Origin of the sequence: Lysinibacillus sp. Bpr_S20, from assembly GCF_023337835.1 — a bacterium.
Lineage (GTDB): Bacteria > Bacillota > Bacilli > Bacillales_A > Planococcaceae > Lysinibacillus.
In genome coordinates, this window is sequence record NZ_JALNLQ010000012.1 from 31041 (window position 1) to 50687 (window position 19647).

22 protein-coding genes, 1 other RNA gene and 1 pseudogene are annotated in these 19647 nt (G+C 35.6%); 12 read left to right on the forward strand and 12 right to left on the reverse strand.

Annotated elements, in window-relative coordinates; genetic code table 11:
• The first annotated feature begins 106 nt into the window (after positions 1-106).
• Complete coding sequence (locus tag MWJ95_RS21245) at positions 107-868, forward strand: ABC transporter ATP-binding protein (RefSeq protein ID WP_249075581.1); 762 nt, start codon at positions 107-109, stop codon at positions 866-868.
• A complete protein-coding gene (locus MWJ95_RS21250) occupies positions 858-2702 on the forward strand; it encodes an FtsX-like permease family protein (RefSeq protein WP_249107183.1) in 1845 nt (614 codons plus the stop codon). Before MWJ95_RS21245 ends, MWJ95_RS21250 begins: the two co-directional genes overlap by 11 nt.
• A 626-nt stretch (positions 2703-3328) precedes the next feature.
• Here MWJ95_RS21250 and MWJ95_RS21255 read toward each other — a convergent pair.
• Positions 3329-3768: pseudogene (locus tag MWJ95_RS21255) on the reverse strand (hypothetical protein).
• A gap of 174 nt (positions 3769-3942) precedes the next feature.
• Here MWJ95_RS21255 and MWJ95_RS21260 point away from each other — a divergent pair.
• Both MWJ95_RS21260 and MWJ95_RS21265 read left to right on the forward strand, forming a co-directional pair.
• Positions 3943-4581, forward strand: a complete 639-nt coding sequence (locus MWJ95_RS21260; RefSeq protein WP_249075584.1) for a YfbR-like 5'-deoxynucleotidase — start codon at positions 3943-3945, stop codon at positions 4579-4581.
• Positions 4582-4685: 104 nt separating this feature from the next.
• On the forward strand, positions 4686-5198 hold the full coding sequence (locus MWJ95_RS21265; RefSeq protein WP_249075585.1) for a zf-HC2 domain-containing protein: 513 nt from the start codon (positions 4686-4688) through the stop codon (positions 5196-5198).
• Positions 5199-5637: 439 nt separating this feature from the next.
• Here MWJ95_RS21265 and MWJ95_RS21270 read toward each other — a convergent pair whose 3' ends face one another.
• Positions 5638-5976 carry a zinc ribbon domain-containing protein YjdM gene (locus MWJ95_RS21270; RefSeq protein ID WP_249075586.1) on the reverse strand — a complete coding sequence of 113 codons (339 nt, stop codon included), beginning with the start codon at positions 5974-5976 and terminating at the stop codon, positions 5638-5640.
• A gap of 248 nt (positions 5977-6224) precedes the next feature.
• Here MWJ95_RS21270 and ssrS point away from each other — a divergent pair.
• From ssrS to MWJ95_RS21285, 3 genes are all read left to right on the forward strand, one after another.
• A non-coding RNA gene (gene ssrS / locus MWJ95_RS21275) (6S RNA) lies at positions 6225-6417 on the forward strand.
• Positions 6418-6853: 436 nt separating this feature from the next.
• Positions 6854-7075, forward strand: coding sequence for a TM2 domain-containing protein (locus MWJ95_RS21280; RefSeq protein WP_249075587.1), 222 nt, complete (start codon positions 6854-6856; stop codon positions 7073-7075).
• Positions 7076-7385: 310 nt separating this feature from the next.
• The gene (locus tag MWJ95_RS21285) at positions 7386-7616 is read left to right on the forward strand and encodes a DUF3923 family protein (RefSeq protein WP_249075656.1); all 231 of its coding nucleotides are present in this window, start codon (positions 7386-7388) and stop codon (positions 7614-7616) included.
• A 171-nt stretch (positions 7617-7787) separates the two neighbouring features.
• Here the strand turns inward: MWJ95_RS21285 and MWJ95_RS21290 are convergent, their stop codons facing one another.
• Complete coding sequence (locus tag MWJ95_RS21290) at positions 7788-8969, reverse strand: NupC/NupG family nucleoside CNT transporter (protein ID WP_283164809.1); 1182 nt, start codon at positions 8967-8969, stop codon at positions 7788-7790.
• Between the two features lie 399 nt (positions 8970-9368).
• A complete protein-coding gene (locus MWJ95_RS21295) occupies positions 9369-9941 on the reverse strand; it encodes a tetratricopeptide repeat protein (protein WP_249075589.1) in 573 nt (190 codons plus the stop codon).
• Positions 9942-10143: 202 nt separating this feature from the next.
• Here MWJ95_RS21295 and MWJ95_RS21300 point away from each other — a divergent pair, with 202 nt between their 5' ends.
• Positions 10144-10599 (forward strand): hypothetical protein, encoded by a 456-nt coding sequence (locus tag MWJ95_RS21300; protein WP_249075590.1) that lies wholly within the window; start codon positions 10144-10146, stop codon positions 10597-10599.
• A 183-nt stretch (positions 10600-10782) separates the two neighbouring features.
• Here the strand turns inward: MWJ95_RS21300 and MWJ95_RS21305 are convergent, their stop codons facing one another.
• The 5 genes from MWJ95_RS21305 to MWJ95_RS21325 all read right to left on the reverse strand — a co-directional run bounded on the left by MWJ95_RS21305 (position 10783) and on the right by MWJ95_RS21325 (position 14371).
• Positions 10783-11196, reverse strand: coding sequence for a VOC family protein (locus MWJ95_RS21305; protein WP_249075591.1), 414 nt, complete (start codon positions 11194-11196; stop codon positions 10783-10785).
• Between the two features lie 166 nt (positions 11197-11362).
• A complete protein-coding gene (locus MWJ95_RS21310) occupies positions 11363-11980 on the reverse strand; it encodes a kinase (RefSeq protein WP_249107184.1) in 618 nt (205 codons plus the stop codon).
• Between the two features lie 56 nt (positions 11981-12036).
• Positions 12037-12678 carry a 3-oxoacid CoA-transferase subunit B gene (locus tag MWJ95_RS21315; protein WP_249075593.1) on the reverse strand — a complete coding sequence of 214 codons (642 nt, stop codon included), beginning with the start codon at positions 12676-12678 and terminating at the stop codon, positions 12037-12039.
• Positions 12678-13385: a CoA transferase subunit A gene (locus MWJ95_RS21320; protein ID WP_249075594.1), complete on the reverse strand. Its 708-nt coding sequence runs from the start codon at positions 13383-13385 to the stop codon at positions 12678-12680. Before MWJ95_RS21320 ends, MWJ95_RS21315 begins: the two co-directional genes overlap by 1 nt.
• Before the next feature lie 107 nt (positions 13386-13492).
• A complete protein-coding gene (locus tag MWJ95_RS21325; protein ID WP_249075595.1) occupies positions 13493-14371 on the reverse strand; it encodes a LysR family transcriptional regulator in 879 nt (292 codons plus the stop codon).
• Between the two features lie 298 nt (positions 14372-14669).
• On the opposite strand from MWJ95_RS21325, the gene MWJ95_RS21330 reads away from it, so the two are divergent.
• Positions 14670-15983: a short-chain fatty acid transporter gene (locus MWJ95_RS21330; protein WP_249075596.1), complete on the forward strand. Its 1314-nt coding sequence runs from the start codon at positions 14670-14672 to the stop codon at positions 15981-15983.
• A gap of 202 nt (positions 15984-16185) precedes the next feature.
• The gene (locus MWJ95_RS21335; protein WP_249107185.1) at positions 16186-16401 is read left to right on the forward strand and encodes a MerR family transcriptional regulator; all 216 of its coding nucleotides are present in this window, start codon (positions 16186-16188) and stop codon (positions 16399-16401) included.
• Between the two features lie 183 nt (positions 16402-16584).
• Here the strand turns inward: MWJ95_RS21335 and MWJ95_RS21340 are convergent, their stop codons facing one another.
• Complete coding sequence (locus MWJ95_RS21340) at positions 16585-17223, reverse strand: LysE family translocator (RefSeq protein WP_249075598.1); 639 nt, start codon at positions 17221-17223, stop codon at positions 16585-16587.
• A 178-nt stretch (positions 17224-17401) separates the two neighbouring features.
• Between MWJ95_RS21340 and MWJ95_RS21345 the strand changes: the two genes are divergently transcribed.
• Both MWJ95_RS21345 and MWJ95_RS21350 read left to right on the forward strand, forming a co-directional pair.
• Entirely contained in the window at positions 17402-17827 is a 426-nt protein-coding gene (locus MWJ95_RS21345; protein WP_249075599.1) for an SRPBCC family protein, read from the forward strand.
• Positions 17824-18144 (forward strand): ArsR/SmtB family transcription factor, encoded by a 321-nt coding sequence (locus MWJ95_RS21350; protein ID WP_249107186.1) that lies wholly within the window; start codon positions 17824-17826, stop codon positions 18142-18144. Before MWJ95_RS21345 ends, MWJ95_RS21350 begins: the two co-directional genes overlap by 4 nt.
• Before the next feature lie 157 nt (positions 18145-18301).
• Here the strand turns inward: MWJ95_RS21350 and MWJ95_RS21355 are convergent, their stop codons facing one another.
• Both MWJ95_RS21355 and leuD read right to left on the reverse strand, forming a co-directional pair.
• Entirely contained in the window at positions 18302-18871 is a 570-nt protein-coding gene (locus MWJ95_RS21355; RefSeq protein ID WP_249107187.1) for a short-chain dehydrogenase, read from the reverse strand.
• 159 nt (positions 18872-19030) lie between these two features.
• Entirely contained in the window at positions 19031-19639 is a 609-nt protein-coding gene (gene leuD, locus MWJ95_RS21360) for a 3-isopropylmalate dehydratase small subunit (protein WP_249107188.1), read from the reverse strand.
• Between the last annotated feature and the right edge of the window lie 8 nt (positions 19640-19647).

Genomic DNA, 19647 nt, shown 5'->3' on the forward strand with positions numbered 1-19647 from the left:
GCAATATGACAAACTTGTCATATTGATGTCATACAGCCAAATAGGTAAAATGACGCTCCTTCTTTATACTTAAGCTATTCAATCAAAGTAAGGGAGTTGTTCAAAGATGGAAAATTCAATCCTACAAGTGACCAATCTGCAAAAAGAATATATCGGCGAGATCACCTATAAGGCATTGAATGGCATAGATTTTCAGCTTGGCGAGAATGAATTCGTAGCCGTCATGGGGCCTTCTGGAAGTGGGAAAACTACTTTTTTAAATAGCGTATCAACAATCGATCGCCCTACTGCCGGCAAAATTCTTATCAATGGTAGAAATCCTTATGCACTAGATGATGACGAGCTTGCCAAGTTCCGTCGATCAGAATTAGGCTTTGTCTTTCAAGATTTTAATCTTGTACACACATTAACGGTGAAAGAAAATATTTTATTACCGTTAACTTTAGATAGTTTACCTGCTGATAAAATGCAACAACGACTTAAACATATATCTCAATTTCTTGGAATTGAAGAACTTCTTTCAAAACGAATTTATGAAATTTCTGGTGGGCAAAAACAACGTGTCGCTATTGCTCGTGCGGTTATTCACGAACCAAGTTTATTGTTGGCAGATGAGCCTACAGGAAATCTCGATTCTAAGGCAGTAAATGATGTGATGAACTTATTTAGTTCTATTCATTCAGATCTGAAAACTGCAATTTTAATGGTAACGCATGACCCTTATGTAGCAAGCTTCGCCAATCGTATTATCTTCATCAAAGATGGTAAATTATATAACGAAATTCATCGTGGTCATAATCGCAAACAATTTTACCAGGAAATCATGGACACACTCGCTTTCTTAGGTGGTGGACATCATGAGCTTTAATCATATTGTCGTTCAAAACATTTTACGTGATAAATGGACTTATGTTTCGTATTTCCTTAGTAGTATGTTCTCTATTATTATTTTCTTTTTATTTACAGTCATCGCCTTTCATCCAAGTCTTAATAGTTTAGATTCAAGCTCAACACTTGGTATTTCATTATTACTAGCTAGCATGCTCGTTTATTTGTTTTCATTTCTTTTCATTGCGTACTCAATAATGGCGTTTTTAAAGAAAAAAACAAAAACATTAGGTATTTTTATGATTACAGGTGCTTCGATGAAACAGATTCGTACGTTAGTCTTTCGTGAAAATATCCTAATCGGTGTAATGGCGATTATTTCAGCAATCGTTTTTGGGCTTGTCATTACGCCCCTTTTCTTAATGGGTGCCAAGGTTGTTTTAAAAGCAGAAACTTTCGGAATGTATATGCCGATGAAAGCAATTGCTTTAACGGTTGGTTTATTCCTTCTATTATTCGTTGTGATTTCAAGAATAATGACAAGATTTATTAATAAGGAAGCGTCCATTCAACTATTAAAAAGTGATGCTGTTATTGAAAAATCGATAAAACCACATTATCTTTTATTATTCGTTAGTATTATTATTTCAACTACTTTAGCCTATTTATTAAAAATTGATCATGAGCTTATAAATAGTTTCGGTATCCTTTACTACCTAGCATTTTTCGCAAGTATTCTTTTTACGGTTTATCTCATCATCTCACAAGGAATGCGCATCCTGCTAAAAGCTTTTGAGAGATCGTCAGCCTATTTGAAACAAACAAATATGCTACTGGCTTCCAACCTAAACGCGAAAATGAAATCGCACGCAAATATGCTCTTTTTAATCACGCTCTTATTAAGCGGTGTATTTTTAAGTACAAGCATTTTATTTAGCTCTTACTACAGTGTTGAAAAGGACAGTGAGGCAAATTATCCATACAGCTTTCAGTATATTGCTCCTCCTAAGGCTGACCCAAGTAAGGTAGAAGCTGATATTGAAAATCTTGACAAACAATTATCTACAGTGGACGCACAAAAGTATTTTATTGGCTTTAAATCGAATGAAGAACGCCGTTTTGGCTATATGTCAATGTCCGATTATAACTTGTTACACAATGAAAAGGTTAGCTTAGGTGCAAACGAGTTTATAGCGGTTGCTGGTGATCGCAAAATGTTACCAACTACTAATGTAAGTGATGATAAATACCTGAAGGACTTTAAGCTTGTATCTGTAAATGACAAAAATCTATTAACAACAGGTTTCCAACAAACATATTTCATTGTACCTGATGATGTTTATAACAAAATCGAATACCCTGTCTACAAAGCCTACTTATTTGAGCTAGATAATTGGACAGCACATACAGAGCTGGCGAAAAAAATAATGGATGATTTCCCCAATGTATATGAGAAGCGTTATGTAACTTCAAAAATCGATTTGTATAACACTGAGATGTTTGTAAAAAGTGTATTGTTCTTTATCGGTTCTATGTTGAGCTTAATTTTCTTAAGTGCGGCTATGAGTTTACTTTACTTCTATTTACAAACGACACTCCTTCAGGAAAAAGAAAAGTATTTAGGTATACGGAAACTCGGGCTATCTAAAAAAGAGTTATATACGGTTGTCTCTAAGGAGTTAGCAATCCTTATATTTGTACCATTCGCGATAGCAATTACGATGCTATTCGCTACATTATTTGCTATGCGAACAATGGTTTCCGCAGCATTTTTACAAGTCTCTATGATGAGCTCTTTATGCTTCTTCGCCTTGTTCCTCGTTAGTTACTTATTTATTCGCAAAAGCTATTTCAAACGATTGCTAAGTAATTGATGAAAAAAATCGCACTCCTCTCAGGGTGCGATTTTTGCATATTGTTGAAAAACTATTGTGCAAAACGAGGGATTGATTTCCGTTCCGACTGAGCGCTTTGTTGTTGCTGTCGCTTCGCTTTCGCACAGATAAAACATTTGCTGCCGCTTCGCTTTCGCACAGAGCAAAGCTTCCTGGGGGCGTCCGATGAGCCGCTTGGGCCAACAGATGTTTTTTGCGCGAAAGCGAAGCGGCAGCAGCACCGATGTTGGTCACGAAGGGGTTATCACAGGATGTGATGATCCTAGCCTTCGTTCCCCTACTTGCTTGCTCCAGGGTCTCGGGCCAACAGATGTCTTTTGCGCGAAAGCGTAGTGCTAACGAAGCGTCAGCAGCACGATGTTGGTCACGGAGGCGTTATCACAGGATGTGATGATTTTAGCCTCCGTTCCTCTATTGCTGATCCCCAAGGAGTCGCTCAGTCTCCACTCCAATCAACCACTTCACATAGCGTGTATCTTTTGGTTTATCACTCTAATTTATAGGAAAAAAACGAAACTTCAGCCAATTGATCTTTTTTGTGCTAAAGCGCAGTGCAACGTAGCGGCAGCAACATTCAAAAAACTTAGGGTTCGATTTTTTGTCCTTTACCAAAGCACAGGTTTTGCTACCATTAGCCATAACATGATTAACAATAACCAAATGTACATCCATACTTTGCGATGTAACAAGGACACAAACCTTTGTTGGTCATAGGCAGGTGTATTAAATGTCTGTAGCGTCGGTTGAACGCTCTTGCTAAAAAAACAATGGAGGCAAACATCACGAGAAACGTAAGAACAACCCACGAAGTACTCCAATGATAGCCCACATGCCACATTAATAAAATACCAGATGCAACAAGAACATGCCCCGAATGCTTGACGATCGTAATTGCTCCTTTAAAAGACTCAATATATGGTGGCATTTCAACATGAGATGCTGTACGCATTTTCTTAACAATTGTTAAAACAACGAACAAAGGCCCAATCGAAAGAATAGCACTTAAAATATGTATGTAAAGAAGAAGTGTATAAATTGAAATCATGATGCTTACTCCTCCCTTTTAATCAATCCCCCTCATTATAGCATTCAATACAAGTGTGCTTTATCGTCAATTGTGAATCCTTTGTAAACGTAAAATGAATCATTGTTAAGTTGTTTGAAATTTGCACAAAGAGGGAAAGGATTATAGTAACATGCACTTATAGTACAAAAAGGAGTGATTTTTATAGGTATTCATCAATTTTTTACAAGTCTTAATGACTTAGAGCGTATTATTCGTTGCCCTGGACGCTTCAAATTTGAAGAGCACAATGTGGCTGCTCATTCTTGGAAGGTATCACAGTATGCGATGTTCTTTGCCACACTTGAGGAAATGAACGGAGCTACAATTAATTGGAAATCATTGTATGAAAAAACCATCAACCACGACTTTGCTGAAGTGTTTATCGGCGATATTAAAACTCCGGTAAAGCACGCGAGCCCAGAACTTAAACAAATGCTTGCACACGTAGAAGAGAAAATGATGGAGAAATTTATTATAGATGAGATCCCACAGGAATTTCAGGCAGTCTTCTTTGAGCGTATGAAAGAAGGTAAGGATAAAACTATCGAAGGTCGCCTACTTGAGTTTGCTGATAAACTTGACCAATTCTACGAAGCCTTTGCTGAGTTAAAACGCGGAAACACCGATAAAGAATTTGTGCATATGTATCAATCAGCTCTTTCTAAGCTTTTAGTCATTCCTCTCGAAGCTTCGGTTCACTATTTCCGTACGGAGATTCTCAAGGATGCTGTGAAGGAAAAAACACACATCGATATTCAAGCTTTGACAAACGAAGTATTAACATCAAATTAAATAGGTGCATGTACAAGTTTTCCGAACGAATTAGCATACGGAAGGCTTTTTTTATTTTCCCCAAAAAGTCGTATAATGGAAGAAGACCGATTGGAGGGAAACTTTTGTCACAAGATTGTTCAATTGTAGAGGATTTATTACCTTTGTATAAAAAACAAGCGCTCCAAGAAACTACTATAGAATTTATCGAACAACATTTAGCTAATTGTGAGCATTGTCGACAGCTCGCTACTTCAAAGCAATCACTAGGCTATCATTTACTAATGAAAAGAACAGTAACAATTCTCCACCTTGTTTTTATCGTACTATCCTTTATGTTTGCCATTAACTCATCCTTGCTTGGTAATCAAACAGGCTTTGCAGTATCTTACGCGATTTTCGGCTGTCTTACTTATTTCTTTTATAAAAATATTTGGATTGTTTTTGCCATCAGCTTTATACCTGTTTTCGTATGGGCTATTATTAATAATATCAATAACTCGCTCTATGTCACCCACTACTCCTTAACGGAAATTGGTACACTGTTAATTGGCGCTAGCTACATAGCACTTTTACATACTATTTTTGCCCTATTCGGAGCTATTTTTGCGATTCTATTACGTAGGTTTACAACATAATGTTTCATCTTGCAGAAAGAAGTTGTTGAATGATTATTCAATAATTTCTTTCTGCAAAACGAGGGGTTGATTTCCGTTCCGGCTGAGCGCTTTCCTAAGGGCGTCCGATGAGCCGCTTCACTCGCGTTGCTCGCTGCAGGGTCTCGGGCCAACAGGATGTTGGTCACGAAGGCGTTATCACAGGATGTGATGTTCTTAGCCTTCGTTCCCCTATCGCTAATCCCCAAGGAGTCGCCCAGCCTCCACTCCAATCAACCACTACACATAAGGATATATCCGAGGCATTAACATCCTTTATTCATCCCTTTCAAAATCCGTGACATCCGCCGGACGCTTTATTTATTCAGTAGGTTGTTTAGACACCTACTGAATATAAATAAAAAAGAGTCGGTTTAGAATAGCCTTGTGGCGCTTCCTTTCACGACTCTTTTTACAGTAATTATGCTTTTTTAACGAACTCTGACTTTAATTTCATTGCACCAAAGCCATCGATTTTACAATCAATATTGTGATCGCCTTCAACGAGACGAATGCTTTTCACCTTTGTCCCAATTTTTAATGTTGAAGAACTACCTTTAACCTTTAAATCCTTAATAATTGTAACGGAATCGCCGTCCGCAAGTAAATTGCCATGGGCATCTTTTACTATTAGCGTATCTGCCTCCTGCTCCGTTACATCTGTGCTCCACTCATGTGCACATTCTGGGCATACAAAGTTCGTTCCATCCTCATATGTGTATTCAGAATTACATTTTGGACAATTTGGATAAGCTGCCATTTCTGCTTCCTCCCTTTCCTTATTTACTAGGTAAACCCTATATATGCTCCTTTATCTTACATACTCCACCTTACTAAGTAAAGATTGTTCGTATTTTTCGTTCGCATTTGTGAATAATGTATGAATCTGTTTCAAGCTTTTGAAAATATTTCATTCTGAGATATGTACCATTTGGAACTCTTGCCCATTGACTTTTTTGTACAAACAAACTTACTTGCAAGTTTGTTTAACATGCCTTATTATATCCTTAAAGGCTGCATTGTTCGTATAATATTAAGTTTTAACCTTTAAGCTGTAAAAGGGAGTTTTATTATTGGAGTTGGAATGACGGGCCTCACACTAAGGTGCATGAGGATAAGCAGGAAAGCTTCTGCGAACACCCACTTTGAGGAGTGGTGGTTTAAAACTTTCTATAATAACTACGGCATACGCGGCTTTTTAATTTAATCATACAGCCACAAGGCTTTGAGCGAATCACTCTCCATTATTGGAGGGTGATTTTTTATGCAAAAATTTAAAATAACACGATAAATGCACCCTCTCCCTTTATTTGTTTACAATATACTTATTTTACCTTTCACCTTTATTTATCATTATTCCCTAGACAACATTACTTATCATTCTCCGTTCGTCATTTTAAAGATTGTGACTTTAGGGAGATTGGATATCTGGGTATTAATCGATTTGTTTATGATTGTTATCGGCAAATTCAAAGATAAAGTAGGTTATAAACTTTACCTATTAAACAGCAACGAATAACGCCCTGGTTAACTATGGTTGGCACTTTTTTCAGGTAGAGAAATACATAAAAGAATGGTAGAATTCTGAATGGTAATGTAGTAAATAATTACTACAAAAAGAAAGGTGATTAATAAAAATGCAACAACGAACTTCAGAAAAAAGCTATATAGCAATGATTTTACTATGTTTCTTTTTAGGCAGCCTAGGAATACACCGCTTCTACGCAGGTAAAATTGGTACTGGTATTTTAATGATTATAACTTTGGGTGGACTAGGTATCTGGACATTGATCGATTTTATTATGATTATTATCGGTAAATTCAAAGATAAAGAAGGAATGGAAATAAAACCTTCTTAACAATAAAGAATAAGGCGTTGGTTAACTGCGGTTAGCTGGCGCCTTTTTTTATGGAGAAATGAATCTAGTGTACTTCTTTCCTTTTGTGAATTATTGGGAAATCAGTCTTAAGGCTGAGAGATAGTACCGCCTTAAGTTTGTTTTCATTAAAAAAGGAAAAGTGTTACAATTACACCATAAAACATTAAGTAGAACTTTAAAGTTTATCACCGAAAGCCCGGGATAACATTTATTAAACATCGCATTAGAATGCTCATTTATCTTAGCTCTTGGGCGAATCTAGAAAAGAAAGGAGATATTTATATTGAGTATGAAAATATGGTGGGCCTTAAACACTGTATGGCTATTTATTTTTGCTGCTGGGGCGATATTTATAGGCGTAAGAGAAGTTGATTATGCAGGGGTAGTTCAAACTCCTGAAGTTAAAATGATATCATTCATTATTTTGGGAATTGTATTTTTATTTGTTGTATTATTTCAACTACTGTTACTCATCTTTATTCATTTTGCCAGAAAAGGTACAAGTAAAAGTCTATCCTGACCGATCCCCTTCTACTCTCCCTAAACTGTACCGTTAGACATTCCTGAAATGCAAAAAAATTGAACTGCACACTTTAATCATAAAAAAACTGCACCCCCATAGACACGTCTATTGGGATGCAGTCAACTGCTTATTTTAAATCATTATGCCTCAGCATAATGGCTTCCAGTGTTAAATAACAAAACCAACAATTGTAGCCGTTAAGATACTAACGAGTGTGGCTCCATACAATAACTTCAAGCCAAAACGAGCAACTACATTCCCTTGTCTTTCGTTCAACCCTTTTACTGCTCCGGCAATAATACCGATAGATGAGAAGTTTGCAAAAGATACAAGGAAGACTGAAATGATAGCCAGTGTATGCGCACTCATAGACTTGGCTACTTCTCCAAGGCTTATCATTGCAACAAATTCATTCGTCACTAATTTTGTTGCCATAATTCCTCCAGCCGTAATAGCATCTGCCCACGGTATACCCATTAGGAAAGCGATCGGTGCAAAGATATAACCTAAAATATCTTGGAAGGATATACCGAAAATCATATCAAATAACGAATTGATTAAATCCATTAATGCTACGAAACCGATAAGCATAGCTCCAACAATGATGGCTACTTTAAATCCATCCATAATATATTCTCCAAGCATTTGGAAGAAAGATTGCTTATGCTCATCTTCAATTTTTAAAATATCTTCGCTTTCTTCTACTGTATACGGATTAATGATCGATACAATAATAAACCCACCAAACAAATTCAGCACAATGGCCGTTACAACATATTTGGGTTCGATCATCGTCATATATGCTCCAACAACTGACATAGAAACTGTCGACATTGCTGATGCACATAATGTATACATTCGCTGTGGACTAATCTTATCTAATTGTTTTTTTACAGTAATAAATACTTCTGATTGACCTACCATCGCAGAAGCAACAGCATTATATGATTCCAATTTCCCCATACCACTTACTTTACTTAAAAGTAAACCTATCCATTTCATGACGAAAGGAAGAATTTTGAAATGCTGTAAGATCCCTATCAATACAGATATAAAAATAATTGGTAATAATACATTTAGGAAGAAGGAATACTCTCCTTTATTCGCTAAACCACCAAAAACAAAAGTTACGCCCGTACTTGCATAAGCCAGTAAATGATCAAATACTTTTGTAAATCCTTTGATTAGAACATAACCAAACTTTGTATTTAGCAGTAATGCTGCAAAGATAAATTGGATGATTAACATAATAATTATGTTTTTATATTTTATTTCTTTTTTGTTTTTACTCATTAACAGAGCTAAACCAAAAACAAGTAACAATCCACAAAAGGATATTAAGTATCTCATATGTTCCTCCATATATATGATAATTTTTTTGGCGTTCGATATCCTAAACTATATACCCGTCTTTCCGTTCATTATGTGCTAGTATTGAAACTTGAATAACAGCCATAGATCTTAAAACCGAAAATATGTAGATAGTCAGACGTCAGACAAATCACTTCACTATACATTGTTTTCACTAGCAATTCAATAGTTAAAAGAAAAAAACTACGCGAAAAGTGTATACGCTTACAAAAATCGTTATAAAAAAAGACCATCATAAATGATGGTCTCAGCTACCTACAAGTTTTTGTAAACTTTATTCAATTTATACTGATTTATAAAGATAAATTGCTGTCCATAAATACTTGACCATCCATTACATACGAAATTGATTATTATAAAAGATTTTAGGCATTAACATTAACATTTCAGTTTCTTTATAAAATTTAATGCTTGTTGGGTAGATTCAATAAGTAATATATCCTCTTTAAGTTCCCTTAACCTCAATGCTTCTTTAAAGCATTTTTCTGCCTCCGCTATTTCTCCTAATTCTAATAAGCACTTTCCTTTATGTTGTATGGCAAAATCCAAATATAACAAATTATTGTTTGCTTTACTTTTATCTAAAACTTCGTTGAAGATTCCTAATGCTTTCATTGGATTACCGTTATATTTAATGGCTTCTCCTAGGCGTATTAATGACATGATTTCTCGATTGCTGTTGTTCTGATTGCTAGCAATAGTAACACATTCAGTTAAAATGTTAACGGCTTTTTGTGGTTCCTCATAAATTCTATATAAATTCCCCAGCGTGCCCTTTAGAAAATATTTCTCATCTTCATTCGTTATATTTGCTAGTAAATTTTCAGCAATGTCTATAATTTCTTTTATTCTTAATGGATTAGAAGTTTTTTCACGAAGATACTCATTGCTATCAAAATAAATTATTTCGCTTAATGTCAAAAGACAGTTTTTAAACTCTGGAAAATTCATTTTTTCGATGCCTCCCATAGATGTTGATTAATACAAAATAAGATAAGGCTAGTTTTGATTTTATGACATACTGGAACAGATGACTAACGTCTGTTATCTATTTATGCAACTCCATTTTAATTAAATTTTTAACCTTCCTTCTTTTTTGTATAATTCACCGCCATTTTGCGCATATATGGTAGTAACAAGGGAGGTTATCACATTGAAGAAGTTATTTTATTTGTTTTTACTAGCCACACTTTTATTATCAGCTTGCGGAAAAAATACCGCTCCAAAGGAAGTTGCAGTCGATAAAAATACTTCCATTGAAGATATAGTAGGCGCTATCGTTAAAAATAAATTCACTGTTGAAGAAAAGAATGGTATCGTAACAATCTCTATACAGGATACTGATGTGAACAAAGGTATGAAAAGTCAAATGTTGAAGGATTCCACTAAAATATTCGCAGAGCTGTCTAAGCTACAAAGTGTGAAAACTCCAGCTATTAAATGGTATGCTCCATTAACGAAACCTAATGGGAATCAATCTATGACTGAGCTTTTAAATATTTACTTTAGTGAGGAAGATTTTAAAAAGACTAATTGGGCAAATTATACCCAACTAAATATTGAATCCATCGCTACTCATTATCATCAAAGTGCTTCTTTAGGACAATAGACCATTCCAACGACAAGATACCCCTCTGCGTATAGTGGAGAGGTATCTTTTTTTATTGCCTCTAACAAAAGTTTTTTTGCCAACCACCTATTTCGTCTTTCGCTACTCAAGATAGCAAACGAATACTATACAGGGTATATAAACCATGAGGCAACAACACTGTAAGGACGTTCACCTATCTATTTAAATCCCCTCTGTGTTCATTAATACGAGACGCCAACCATCTGGATCTTCAATTGTGACACCTTTTTCAGCCCAATATGTATTTTCTGGCTCCACTTCTGGATAGCCCATTCGCAATAAACGTTCAGCAATAAGCTGGATAGTTGAACGCTTTGGAATATAAAGTACGAGCAAATTATCCTTTGTTGGCGCTAGGCAAGGACTTCCGTCAATATGCTCTATAAATTCTAAATGATAGTTAGCATTCGGAAGGCCAATCATGATACCCGTGTAGCCTCGATGTCCTGAAAAAGAGCCTATTTTTTCTAACCCTACACCTTCGCAATAAAATTCTTCAATTTCCTTTAATTTATCTGTCGGCCTTGCTATACGTACCTGTGCCACCTGTAATTCATCAGACCATTGTTGTCTCATAGTTATTTTTCTCCTTTTCTATGATTGTATAATGACACAATAGCTCTAAAAAACAGCCAATAGTCTGAAAAATAATAATAACCTTCACGCTCGTCTTAAATACCCACGGAAGAAGGCCAAATACCCGCGATGTTGGTTGAAATACCCGCGAAGCGACAATACTGCTTTAGAAAATCACTATATCTGCACAAGCTAACGGATTTTCTTTCTCTAAATAATAGTCCTCTGTTGGCCAATACCGTCTTTTATATTTACTTAATCGTGCCTCATAATTTCCTATATAGGCATCCCGTCGCAATACTCTATCCTCTCTGTTTTTTCGGGGTAAATCTATAAATAAACGATAATCATAGAAGTTTCTCCATTCATGCCTCAAAAGGAATATCCCCTCGATAAGAAGAATACTATTGGAATCTAATTTTATTATTCTATCGCTAAGGGTATCTGCTGATTGATTATAAAACGGAAGCAAAAGTTGTAATTTATTATTATGTAACGGCAACAGCATATTATTTTTAATAAACTCAATATCCCATTGTAAATAATAGTATTCATACCATTCATCGTAGCCAGTATCATAGCGTTTACTTCTTTCTACGATATGATTATCTATATGAATTAATGCTACTGCACAAATAGATTGTAGCTCCTCCGCTAATTTGTTAGCTACAGTGGATTTTCCTGCACCACCTAGTCCATCAATCGCTACAATGAACGGCCTCTCCGTACTAGATCTCACTTTAAATTGTTTTATAATATCGCTTTTTAGTTCATGTATATCCAATGATCAACACTCCTATTGAAAAAACCAGCTCTTCTAAAGAACTGGTTCCATTCCATTTATATTGCTAAGGCAACGTTAAATGAAGCAGCTGTCTTCTCTTTTACTTCCTCTAACGTGACACCCTCTGTTAATTCTATCAGCTGCATGCCCTCTTCCGTAAAGTCGAAAACAGCTAAATCTGTTATTAATCTATGCACAACGCCCTTGCCTGTCAAAGGTAGCTCACATTGTTTTTTTATTTTTGACTCACCGTTTTTATTGACATGCTCCATCACGACGACGACTCTTTTCGCCCCGACTACAAGGTCCATGGCGCCTCCCATACCCTTCACCATTTTCCCTGGAATCATCCAGTTTGCAAGGTCGCCTGTTTCAGATACTTCCATGCCACCTAATATAGCCAGATCGATATGACCTCCACGAATCATAGCAAATGATTCAGCACTGTCAAAGAAAGAAGCGCCAGGAACAGCAGTCACCGTTTCTTTACCCGCATTAATTAAATCAGGATCGACCGCTTCTTCGGCTGGGTATGGACCAATGCCAAGAAGACCATTTTCTGATTGTAAAAGAACGTCATAATCAGCTGGAATTGCATTGGCCACAAGCGTTGGAATACCAATTCCTAAATTGACGTTCATGCCGTTTTGTATTTCTTTTACCGCTCTATTTACGATTTGTTGTCTTGTATCAGCCATTACGCATCCCCCTTTTTCACCGTCAAACGCTCAATACGTTTCTCATAATTGCCACCTAGTAAAACGCGCTGCACGAACACTCCGGGCGTATGAATATGATCTGGATTTAGCTCTCCTACTTCAACAATTTCCTCTACTTCTGCAATTGTAATTTTCCCCGCCATTGCAGCTAGAGGATTAAAATTACGTGACGTTTTTCTGAAAACTAAATTGCCTAGCTTGTCTGCCTTCCATGCTTTGACAAGGGCAAAATCTGCGACAATCCCTTTTTCTAAGATATATTCCTTGCCATCAAAAACCTTTACTTCTTTACCTTCAGCAATGGGTGTTCCAACGCCAGTAGCTGTGTAAAAGCCTGGAATTCCAGCACCGCCTGCTCGCATACGCTCCGCCAATGTACCTTGAGGTGTCAATTCTACTTCAAGCTCCCCACTTAAAAATTGCTGCTCGAAAATTTTATTTTCACCTACATAGGATGCAATCATTTTTTTGATTTGCTTATTTGCTAATAAAAGCCCTAAACCCCAATCATCCACACCGCAGTTATTGCTTACAACTGTTAAGTCCTTTGTTCCCCTTTGGACTAGCGCTGCAATTGATTTTTCAGGGATACCACAAAGCCCGAAGCCTCCTACCGCTAATGTATCTCCATCTTTAATATCTGCGACGGCTTCCTCAAACGAATTCCACACTTTTCCCTTCCCCATATCGAAACCCCCTAAAATTTCTCGTTTATTAAGAAAAATTCTACCTTACTATCATTTTACAAGTAAAGGAATTAATTAGAATACTATTTATTCTAAAAGTGCATAAATCAATTTTCAGAACGTATTGTATGGAGTAGCTGCTTTAATGCAAAAGATTGATATGTATTTTTCTTTGTAATAACACCTAAACGCCATGGCATATCAAAATTTAGTAACGGTATAATTTTGACATTTTTGTTTGTCTGCTTTGCGGCAATTGAATATGGTAAAAGCGTCACCCCTAAATTCGAGGAAACTAGCTCCACAATTAAATCCCATTGGGAGCTTTTATAGCCAACTATTGGCGTAAATCCTACGCTTTTGCATGATTTAATGACATAATCGTGCAATGTGAATTCCTCTGTAAAGATAATGAATGTTTCATTTTTTAAATCTTGTAATAGAATACGTTCTTGCTGAGCTAATGGATGCGACTCATTAATAAAGACAAAAAATTGGTCTTCCACAAATGATTGGACAGAAAATTTCCTTTCATCTGTAGGTATAACTACGATTCCCATATCAACATCGCCGTTTTCTACTAATGTCCCGATCATTTTAGCTCCACGTTCCACTAACTCTAAATGCACATTTGGATACTGCTTATGAAACTTCCGTGCGATTTCAGGAAAGAATAGGGTCCCAATTAGCGGTGGAATCCCTAATTTAATCGTACCTGTTTTGATGTTCGACAAGTCATCCAGTAGTATATGTAAATCATGTATAGAGCGTGTTATTTTTTGTCCTTGTTTATAGACGATACTACCTGCGTCTGTTAATTCTATGTTGCGGGTAGATCGGTTTAATAGCTCTACATGAAGAGCATTCTCTAGTTTTTTAATACTTTTGCTTAATGAAGGCTGTGATATAAAGGATTCGCTAGCTGCCTTTGTAAAGCTCCCATATTCAACAACAGCCATAAAAGCTTTTAAATCTCGCAACTCCATATAGATACCCCCTATTTATTCTAATTTGTTATAAAAAATATTCCTAAAATCCTTATTTAGTAATAAATTCTCCTCATTTTCAACTAATCCTCCTTCTTGAAAATTTGTACATCAAGTACAAGAGCAGTAAGGCTTTTTATAATGTTAAACAAAATTTACACTCACAATAGTCACCGCAAATTTATTTCTACATTACGTTGATTTTATTGTACTTAATTCCTATTTTATCTTTATTTATTCATTTCTCTATGTAAAATTAGCAATAAGGGATGGCAGAAAAGGAAAGGGGATTTCTAACATGAAAACGTTAACAAGAATTTCGAATGCAATTATGGAAAAATATTTACCTGACCCATACATATTTGTCACGATACTCACAGTATTAGTATTACTTTTAGGGGTTGCATTAACAGATTCTTCTCCGCTCGATATGGTGATATATTGGGGAGATGGTTTTTGGGAACTCTTAGCATTTACCATGCAAATGGTGATTGTCTTAGCAGCGGGTCATATTTTAGCGAATAGTCCTATCTTTAAAAAAGGATTATCAGCCTTTGCAAGTAAAATAACAACACCAGGCATGGCAATTATCATTATTACATTCGTTTCACTAATCGCTTGCTGGATTAACTGGGGATTCGGACTTGTAATTGGTGCCCTTTTTGCAAAAGAAATAGCTCGTCATGTTAAAAAAGTAGACTATCGTTTATTAATCGCCAGTGCCTACTCAGGCTTTGTTATTTGGCATGGCGGATTAGCTGGTTCAATTCCATTATCCATTGCGACTGAAGGCCATAAGTTTGCTGACACTATGGGCATCGTGCCCACAAATGTTACATTATTTTCAACCTATAACTTGTTTATAGTTATTGTGATTCTCTTCACTTTACCGTTGTTTAATCGTTGGATGATGCCAAAGGACAAAGATACAATAGAGGTTGACCCTGCTTTATTAGCGGAAGAAAAAACAGAGCTACCTAAGCCCGAGAACAACTTCGCGAGCCGCTCTGAGCGTAGCTATATTTTAACGATTTTAATCGGCATAATCGGCCTTGTATATTTAGTACATCATTTTGCTACGAAAGGCTTTGTTCTTGATTTAAATGTCATTAATACGATTTTTATTGTGTTGGGTATCATTTTCCATGGAACACCACAAAGCTTTCTTGCTGCTGCACAAGATGCTATTAAAACAACAACAGGCATCGTTTTTCAATTTCCGTTTTACGCGGGAATTATGGGCATGATGACCGCTTCTGGTTTAGCGACTGTATTCTCAGAATGGTTCGTTAATGTTTCTAATGAACATACATTCTATCTGTTCACATTTTTCTCAGCAGGACTTGTTAACTTCTTTATTCCGTCAGGTGGTGGACAATGGACGGTGCAAGCTCCTATTATGCTAGATGCTGCAACCACATTAGGTGCCGACTATGCTAAAACAGCTATGGCTATTGCGTGGGGTGACGCTTGGACGAATATGATTCAGCCATTTTGGGCACTCCCAGCCCTTGCAATTGCCGGCTTAAAGGCTAGAGATATAATGGGCTTCTGCTTATTTATTTTAATCTTCACCGGCATTATTATTAGCATCGGCCTCCTTTTCTTCTAACTAGATATAGAGTGTTCAAGCTTCACGGATTGTATATCGGTGAAGTTTTATTTACTCTTTGAGTGCAGTCAAAGAGACCTTTTAAAATGTTGTTCGGGCAAGTTTTAAAAGAATTGCCCTTTCGTAAAAATTACTTTTCCTCTTGCTCCTCACGTTACGTTATCTTTTACAATGTAGATAACAAGTACGAGGAGGTAATAAATTGTCTACACAATATTCAATTGGCGAGTTTGCTAAAAAAACTGGTGTAACCATTCGAACTTTGCATTACTACGATGAAATTGATTTATTGAAGCCATCCTTTACATCTGCAGCTGGTAGAAGGTTTTATTCAAATGACGATATCATAAAAATCGACTTGGCCTCTATGAATATTTGGATAAGAAAGAAGAAAACGAGCGAATTAAATCAATTTTAGGCGTTTAACTTTTTAGCTTACTGTTCTAACGAAGGGCTTTCGTTAAATTCCGATTCACGGAAAATCAACACAAGTTGTACAAAAAGGTACTAGCGAATTGCAGTACCTTTTTGTATGCTAATTAATTTACCTTTTAACCTGCAATGTTGCTTTTTGTACTAAAAAAACAGAACCCGTTACCTTTTAGTGGGCTTTTTCTAATGCTAACTTAATGCCAAAACCAATTAACACTGCACCTGTCAATCCTTCGATAATAGCCTTCGTCGTTGGCTTTTTCATAAATGCACTAATTTTATCCAACAAGTAAACATAAAATACAAACCAAAATCCTGTTAACGCAGTATAAATAAGCCCCATGATAAGAAACGGCATAAATGTACCGCTCTTACCATCTACAAACTGTGGTAAAAATGTTAGAAAAAAGACCGCCACCTTTGGGTTTGTAACGTTCGTTAAGAAGCCTTGCTTAAAGCATGATTGCTGTGAATATTTGTTATCAATTTGAGTTTCGTCTTGCACAACAGGAGACTCCGTACGTATTGCTCGTAAGGCCCATAAAGTTTTAACACCTAAATAGCATAAATAAACCGCTCCGACGTATTTTAAAATGGCAAATACATATGCTGACTTTACAATAATCGCAGAAAGTCCAATAACCGCTGCAAAAGTATGAATCAATAATCCACAGCATGAACCAAGTAAAGTCTGTAAGCCTCCCTTTCTGCTTACGGTGAGTGTATTTTTTGTGGCAATCGCCGTATCCGGGCCAGGCAAAATAATTAATAAAATGCACATTAATAAAAAGACAGATATGTTCACCATTTTAAAGCCCCTCCTTTTTAGTCAGAAAATTATAAAAATAATTTTAACATATGTATGGCGATACAAAAAGATGTGGAGAAAATTTATCCAATGTATTTATAATTGACATATAACCTTAAGGTGTTATATATTCATAACACCTTAAGGTTACATTTCTTCGTAAAGGAGTTCATTTTAAATGACAGAAAAACTAGAGAATATTGTTAAGACAGTTACACTTAAAGCACCGATTGAAAAAGTATGGGAAACTGTAACGGATGCTGAAAAAATTGCTTCTTGGCTAATGCCAAATAATTTTAAGCCAATTGAAGGCCACGAATTTACAATACAATCACCGTTTGGCCCTTCACCATGTCGAGTAGAACAAGTAGATGCCCCACATTTTGTTCGTTTTGCATGGGATACTGATGGATGGTTTGTCACTTTTGAATTGAAAGAAATTGGTGAGCAAACAGAATTTACGTTAACACATGGTGGCTGGAAAGAAGCTTCGCACATCATTCCTAAAGCTAATATGCCTGCTGCAGCTATTCGTACAACAATGGATGGCGGCTGGACAATGCTTATCGGCAAAAAATTAAAAGAAGTTGTGGAATCACAATGACACCGCTTGCTGTAAAGTATGATGTTTTTCAAGCAATTTCTGATCCAACAAGACGTCATGTCCTACAGCTACTTGCCACAAGTGATAAACCCATATCACTTATTTCTGAGAATTTTTCTATAAGCCGAACTGCTGTCGTGAAGCATTTAAACATTTTAGAACAGGCTGAACTAGTTTCTGCTCAAAAAAAGGGACGGGAAAAAGTTTACACATTACATGCAGAAAAACTAAAGGAAATTGAAGACTGGCTACAGTACTTTGATTTATTTTGGGTTAATAAATTGGCACATTTAAAAAATATTATCGAGAAAGAATAAATGATGAAAGGGTTGTATGGTTATTTTTGGTTTATTCATCTTTCCGTACAACCTTTTTTATCCATATGAGTATTATTTTGTAAAATATTTTACCTTGGCGTAATTACTTAAAAGAATACGTATATAATAGAAGAAACTAGGTTTGCTATAATTTACATTATTTTTTCTGGAAATATGAAAACCTTTGTGGACGCTTTTCCCACGGATGGACAACCCCTATTATCTGTTCTTCAATATCGTTTTGTATGGATTCTAGAATACCTTTTGCAATTTCTTCATGAGTTAACCATCGAGAATAATCCCCTTCGACGATAAAGCCTAATTGAATTTGACGATAGAGATAGTATTCAGGTATAGATAAGTAACTCTTCGTTTGTTTTAAATCAGATCTACTATTTAATATATGGAAAACCTTAATATTATCATTTTTTATTACCCTTAATATATGTTTTAAAGTACTTTTTGCATAAGGATGAATCCATGCAACTATTAGACCGATTTCACCATTCTTTATAGTAGTAAATAACAATTTCTGTTCTAATTCTTCTTTATTTGTATAGTCTACGAAAAGAGGAGTTATTGCATTTCTATCTATTGATCTTTTTATTAACTTATCCATTTTAGTGTAGTTTCTACAGATTACTGAAGTATGATATCCCATACTAACTAACCATATTGAAACATCACTTAACATCCCTGTTCCACCTACTACTAAAGCATGCTTCATATATCACCTCTTGATAAAGATAAAGATTCAATTATTTACAAAGCTATTTATAGGTGATTGCCCACCACTGTTCATCTCCCTCTACATTATAATGGAACATTTGCTGAATAAAGAAAAAGCGACTTTAAGATAAGCCGCTTCATTTAGAATTACAATCTATCAGTTGAACATAAAATTATAAGTAGGTTTTTTTGATTTTTCATAGAGTGCTATTGCATCTTCATGCTTTAAAGTCAAATCAATATCATTCATCCCGAGAAGAAGAGATTTTTTTCTATGCTCTTCTATATTAAAACTTATTTTATTATTATTATCTGTAATGATTTGCTCTGACAAATTAATCTCTAAGTTATAATTATGGATACTTTTCACATTATTAAATAGTTCATCTATTTGTTTCTCTGATAAAACAATAGGCAGAATTCCATTTTTAAAACAATTATTATAAAAAATATCTGCAAACGAAGAAGCTATAATTGCATGAAAGCCAAACTCCTTTATAGTCCATGGAGCATGTTCACGCGAAGATCCACATCCAAAATTCGATCTACTTAATAATATAGAAGCATTTTTATATCTTTCTTTATTTAATTCAAATTGAGTATTTAAACTGCCATCTTTATTGAAACGCCATTCATAAAATAAGTACTGTCCGTATCCTGTTCTTTTAATACTATTTAAAAAATACTTCGGAATGATAGCATCTGTGTCCACATTAGATCGATCAACAGGTGCTACTGTCCCTTTAAAAGTTTTAAATGCTTTCATATTTTGTA

Excerpts from the sequence above, each read along its gene's own strand:
- MWJ95_RS21245 (WP_249075581.1), top strand. The coding sequence starts at position 107 with ATGGAAAATTCAATCCTACAAGTGACCAATCTGCAAAAAGAATATATC.
- MWJ95_RS21250 (WP_249107183.1), top strand. The coding sequence starts at position 858 with ATGAGCTTTAATCATATTGTCGTTCAAAACATTTTACGTGATAAATGG.
- MWJ95_RS21270 (WP_249075586.1), bottom strand. The coding sequence starts at position 5,976 with ATGGCAGCTTATCCAAATTGTCCAAAATGTAATTCTGAATACACATAT.
- MWJ95_RS21280 (WP_249075587.1), top strand. The coding sequence starts at position 6,854 with ATGCAACAACGAACTTCAGAAAAAAGCTATATAGCAATGATTTTACTA.
- MWJ95_RS21285 (WP_249075656.1), top strand. The coding sequence starts at position 7,386 with ATGAAAATATGGTGGGCCTTAAACACTGTATGGCTATTTATTTTTGCT.
- MWJ95_RS21290 (WP_283164809.1), bottom strand. The coding sequence starts at position 8,969 with ATGAGATACTTAATATCCTTTTGTGGATTGTTACTTGTTTTTGGTTTA.
- MWJ95_RS21295 (WP_249075589.1), bottom strand. The coding sequence starts at position 9,941 with ATGAATTTTCCAGAGTTTAAAAACTGTCTTTTGACATTAAGCGAAATA.
- MWJ95_RS21305 (WP_249075591.1), bottom strand. The coding sequence starts at position 11,196 with ATGAGACAACAATGGTCTGATGAATTACAGGTGGCACAGGTACGTATA.
- MWJ95_RS21315 (WP_249075593.1), bottom strand. The coding sequence starts at position 12,678 with ATGGCTGATACAAGACAACAAATCGTAAATAGAGCGGTAAAAGAAATA.
- MWJ95_RS21320 (WP_249075594.1), bottom strand. The coding sequence starts at position 13,385 with ATGGGGAAGGGAAAAGTGTGGAATTCGTTTGAGGAAGCCGTCGCAGAT.
- MWJ95_RS21325 (WP_249075595.1), bottom strand. The coding sequence starts at position 14,371 with ATGGAGTTGCGAGATTTAAAAGCTTTTATGGCTGTTGTTGAATATGGG.
- MWJ95_RS21330 (WP_249075596.1), top strand. The coding sequence starts at position 14,670 with ATGAAAACGTTAACAAGAATTTCGAATGCAATTATGGAAAAATATTTA.
- MWJ95_RS21340 (WP_249075598.1), bottom strand. The coding sequence starts at position 17,223 with ATGGTGAACATATCTGTCTTTTTATTAATGTGCATTTTATTAATTATT.
- MWJ95_RS21345 (WP_249075599.1), top strand. The coding sequence starts at position 17,402 with ATGACAGAAAAACTAGAGAATATTGTTAAGACAGTTACACTTAAAGCA.
- MWJ95_RS21350 (WP_249107186.1), top strand. The coding sequence starts at position 17,824 with ATGACACCGCTTGCTGTAAAGTATGATGTTTTTCAAGCAATTTCTGAT.
- MWJ95_RS21355 (WP_249107187.1), bottom strand. The coding sequence starts at position 18,871 with ATGAAGCATGCTTTAGTAGTAGGTGGAACAGGGATGTTAAGTGATGTT.
- leuD (WP_249107188.1), bottom strand. The coding sequence starts at position 19,639 with ATGAAAGCATTTAAAACTTTTAAAGGGACAGTAGCACCTGTTGATCGA.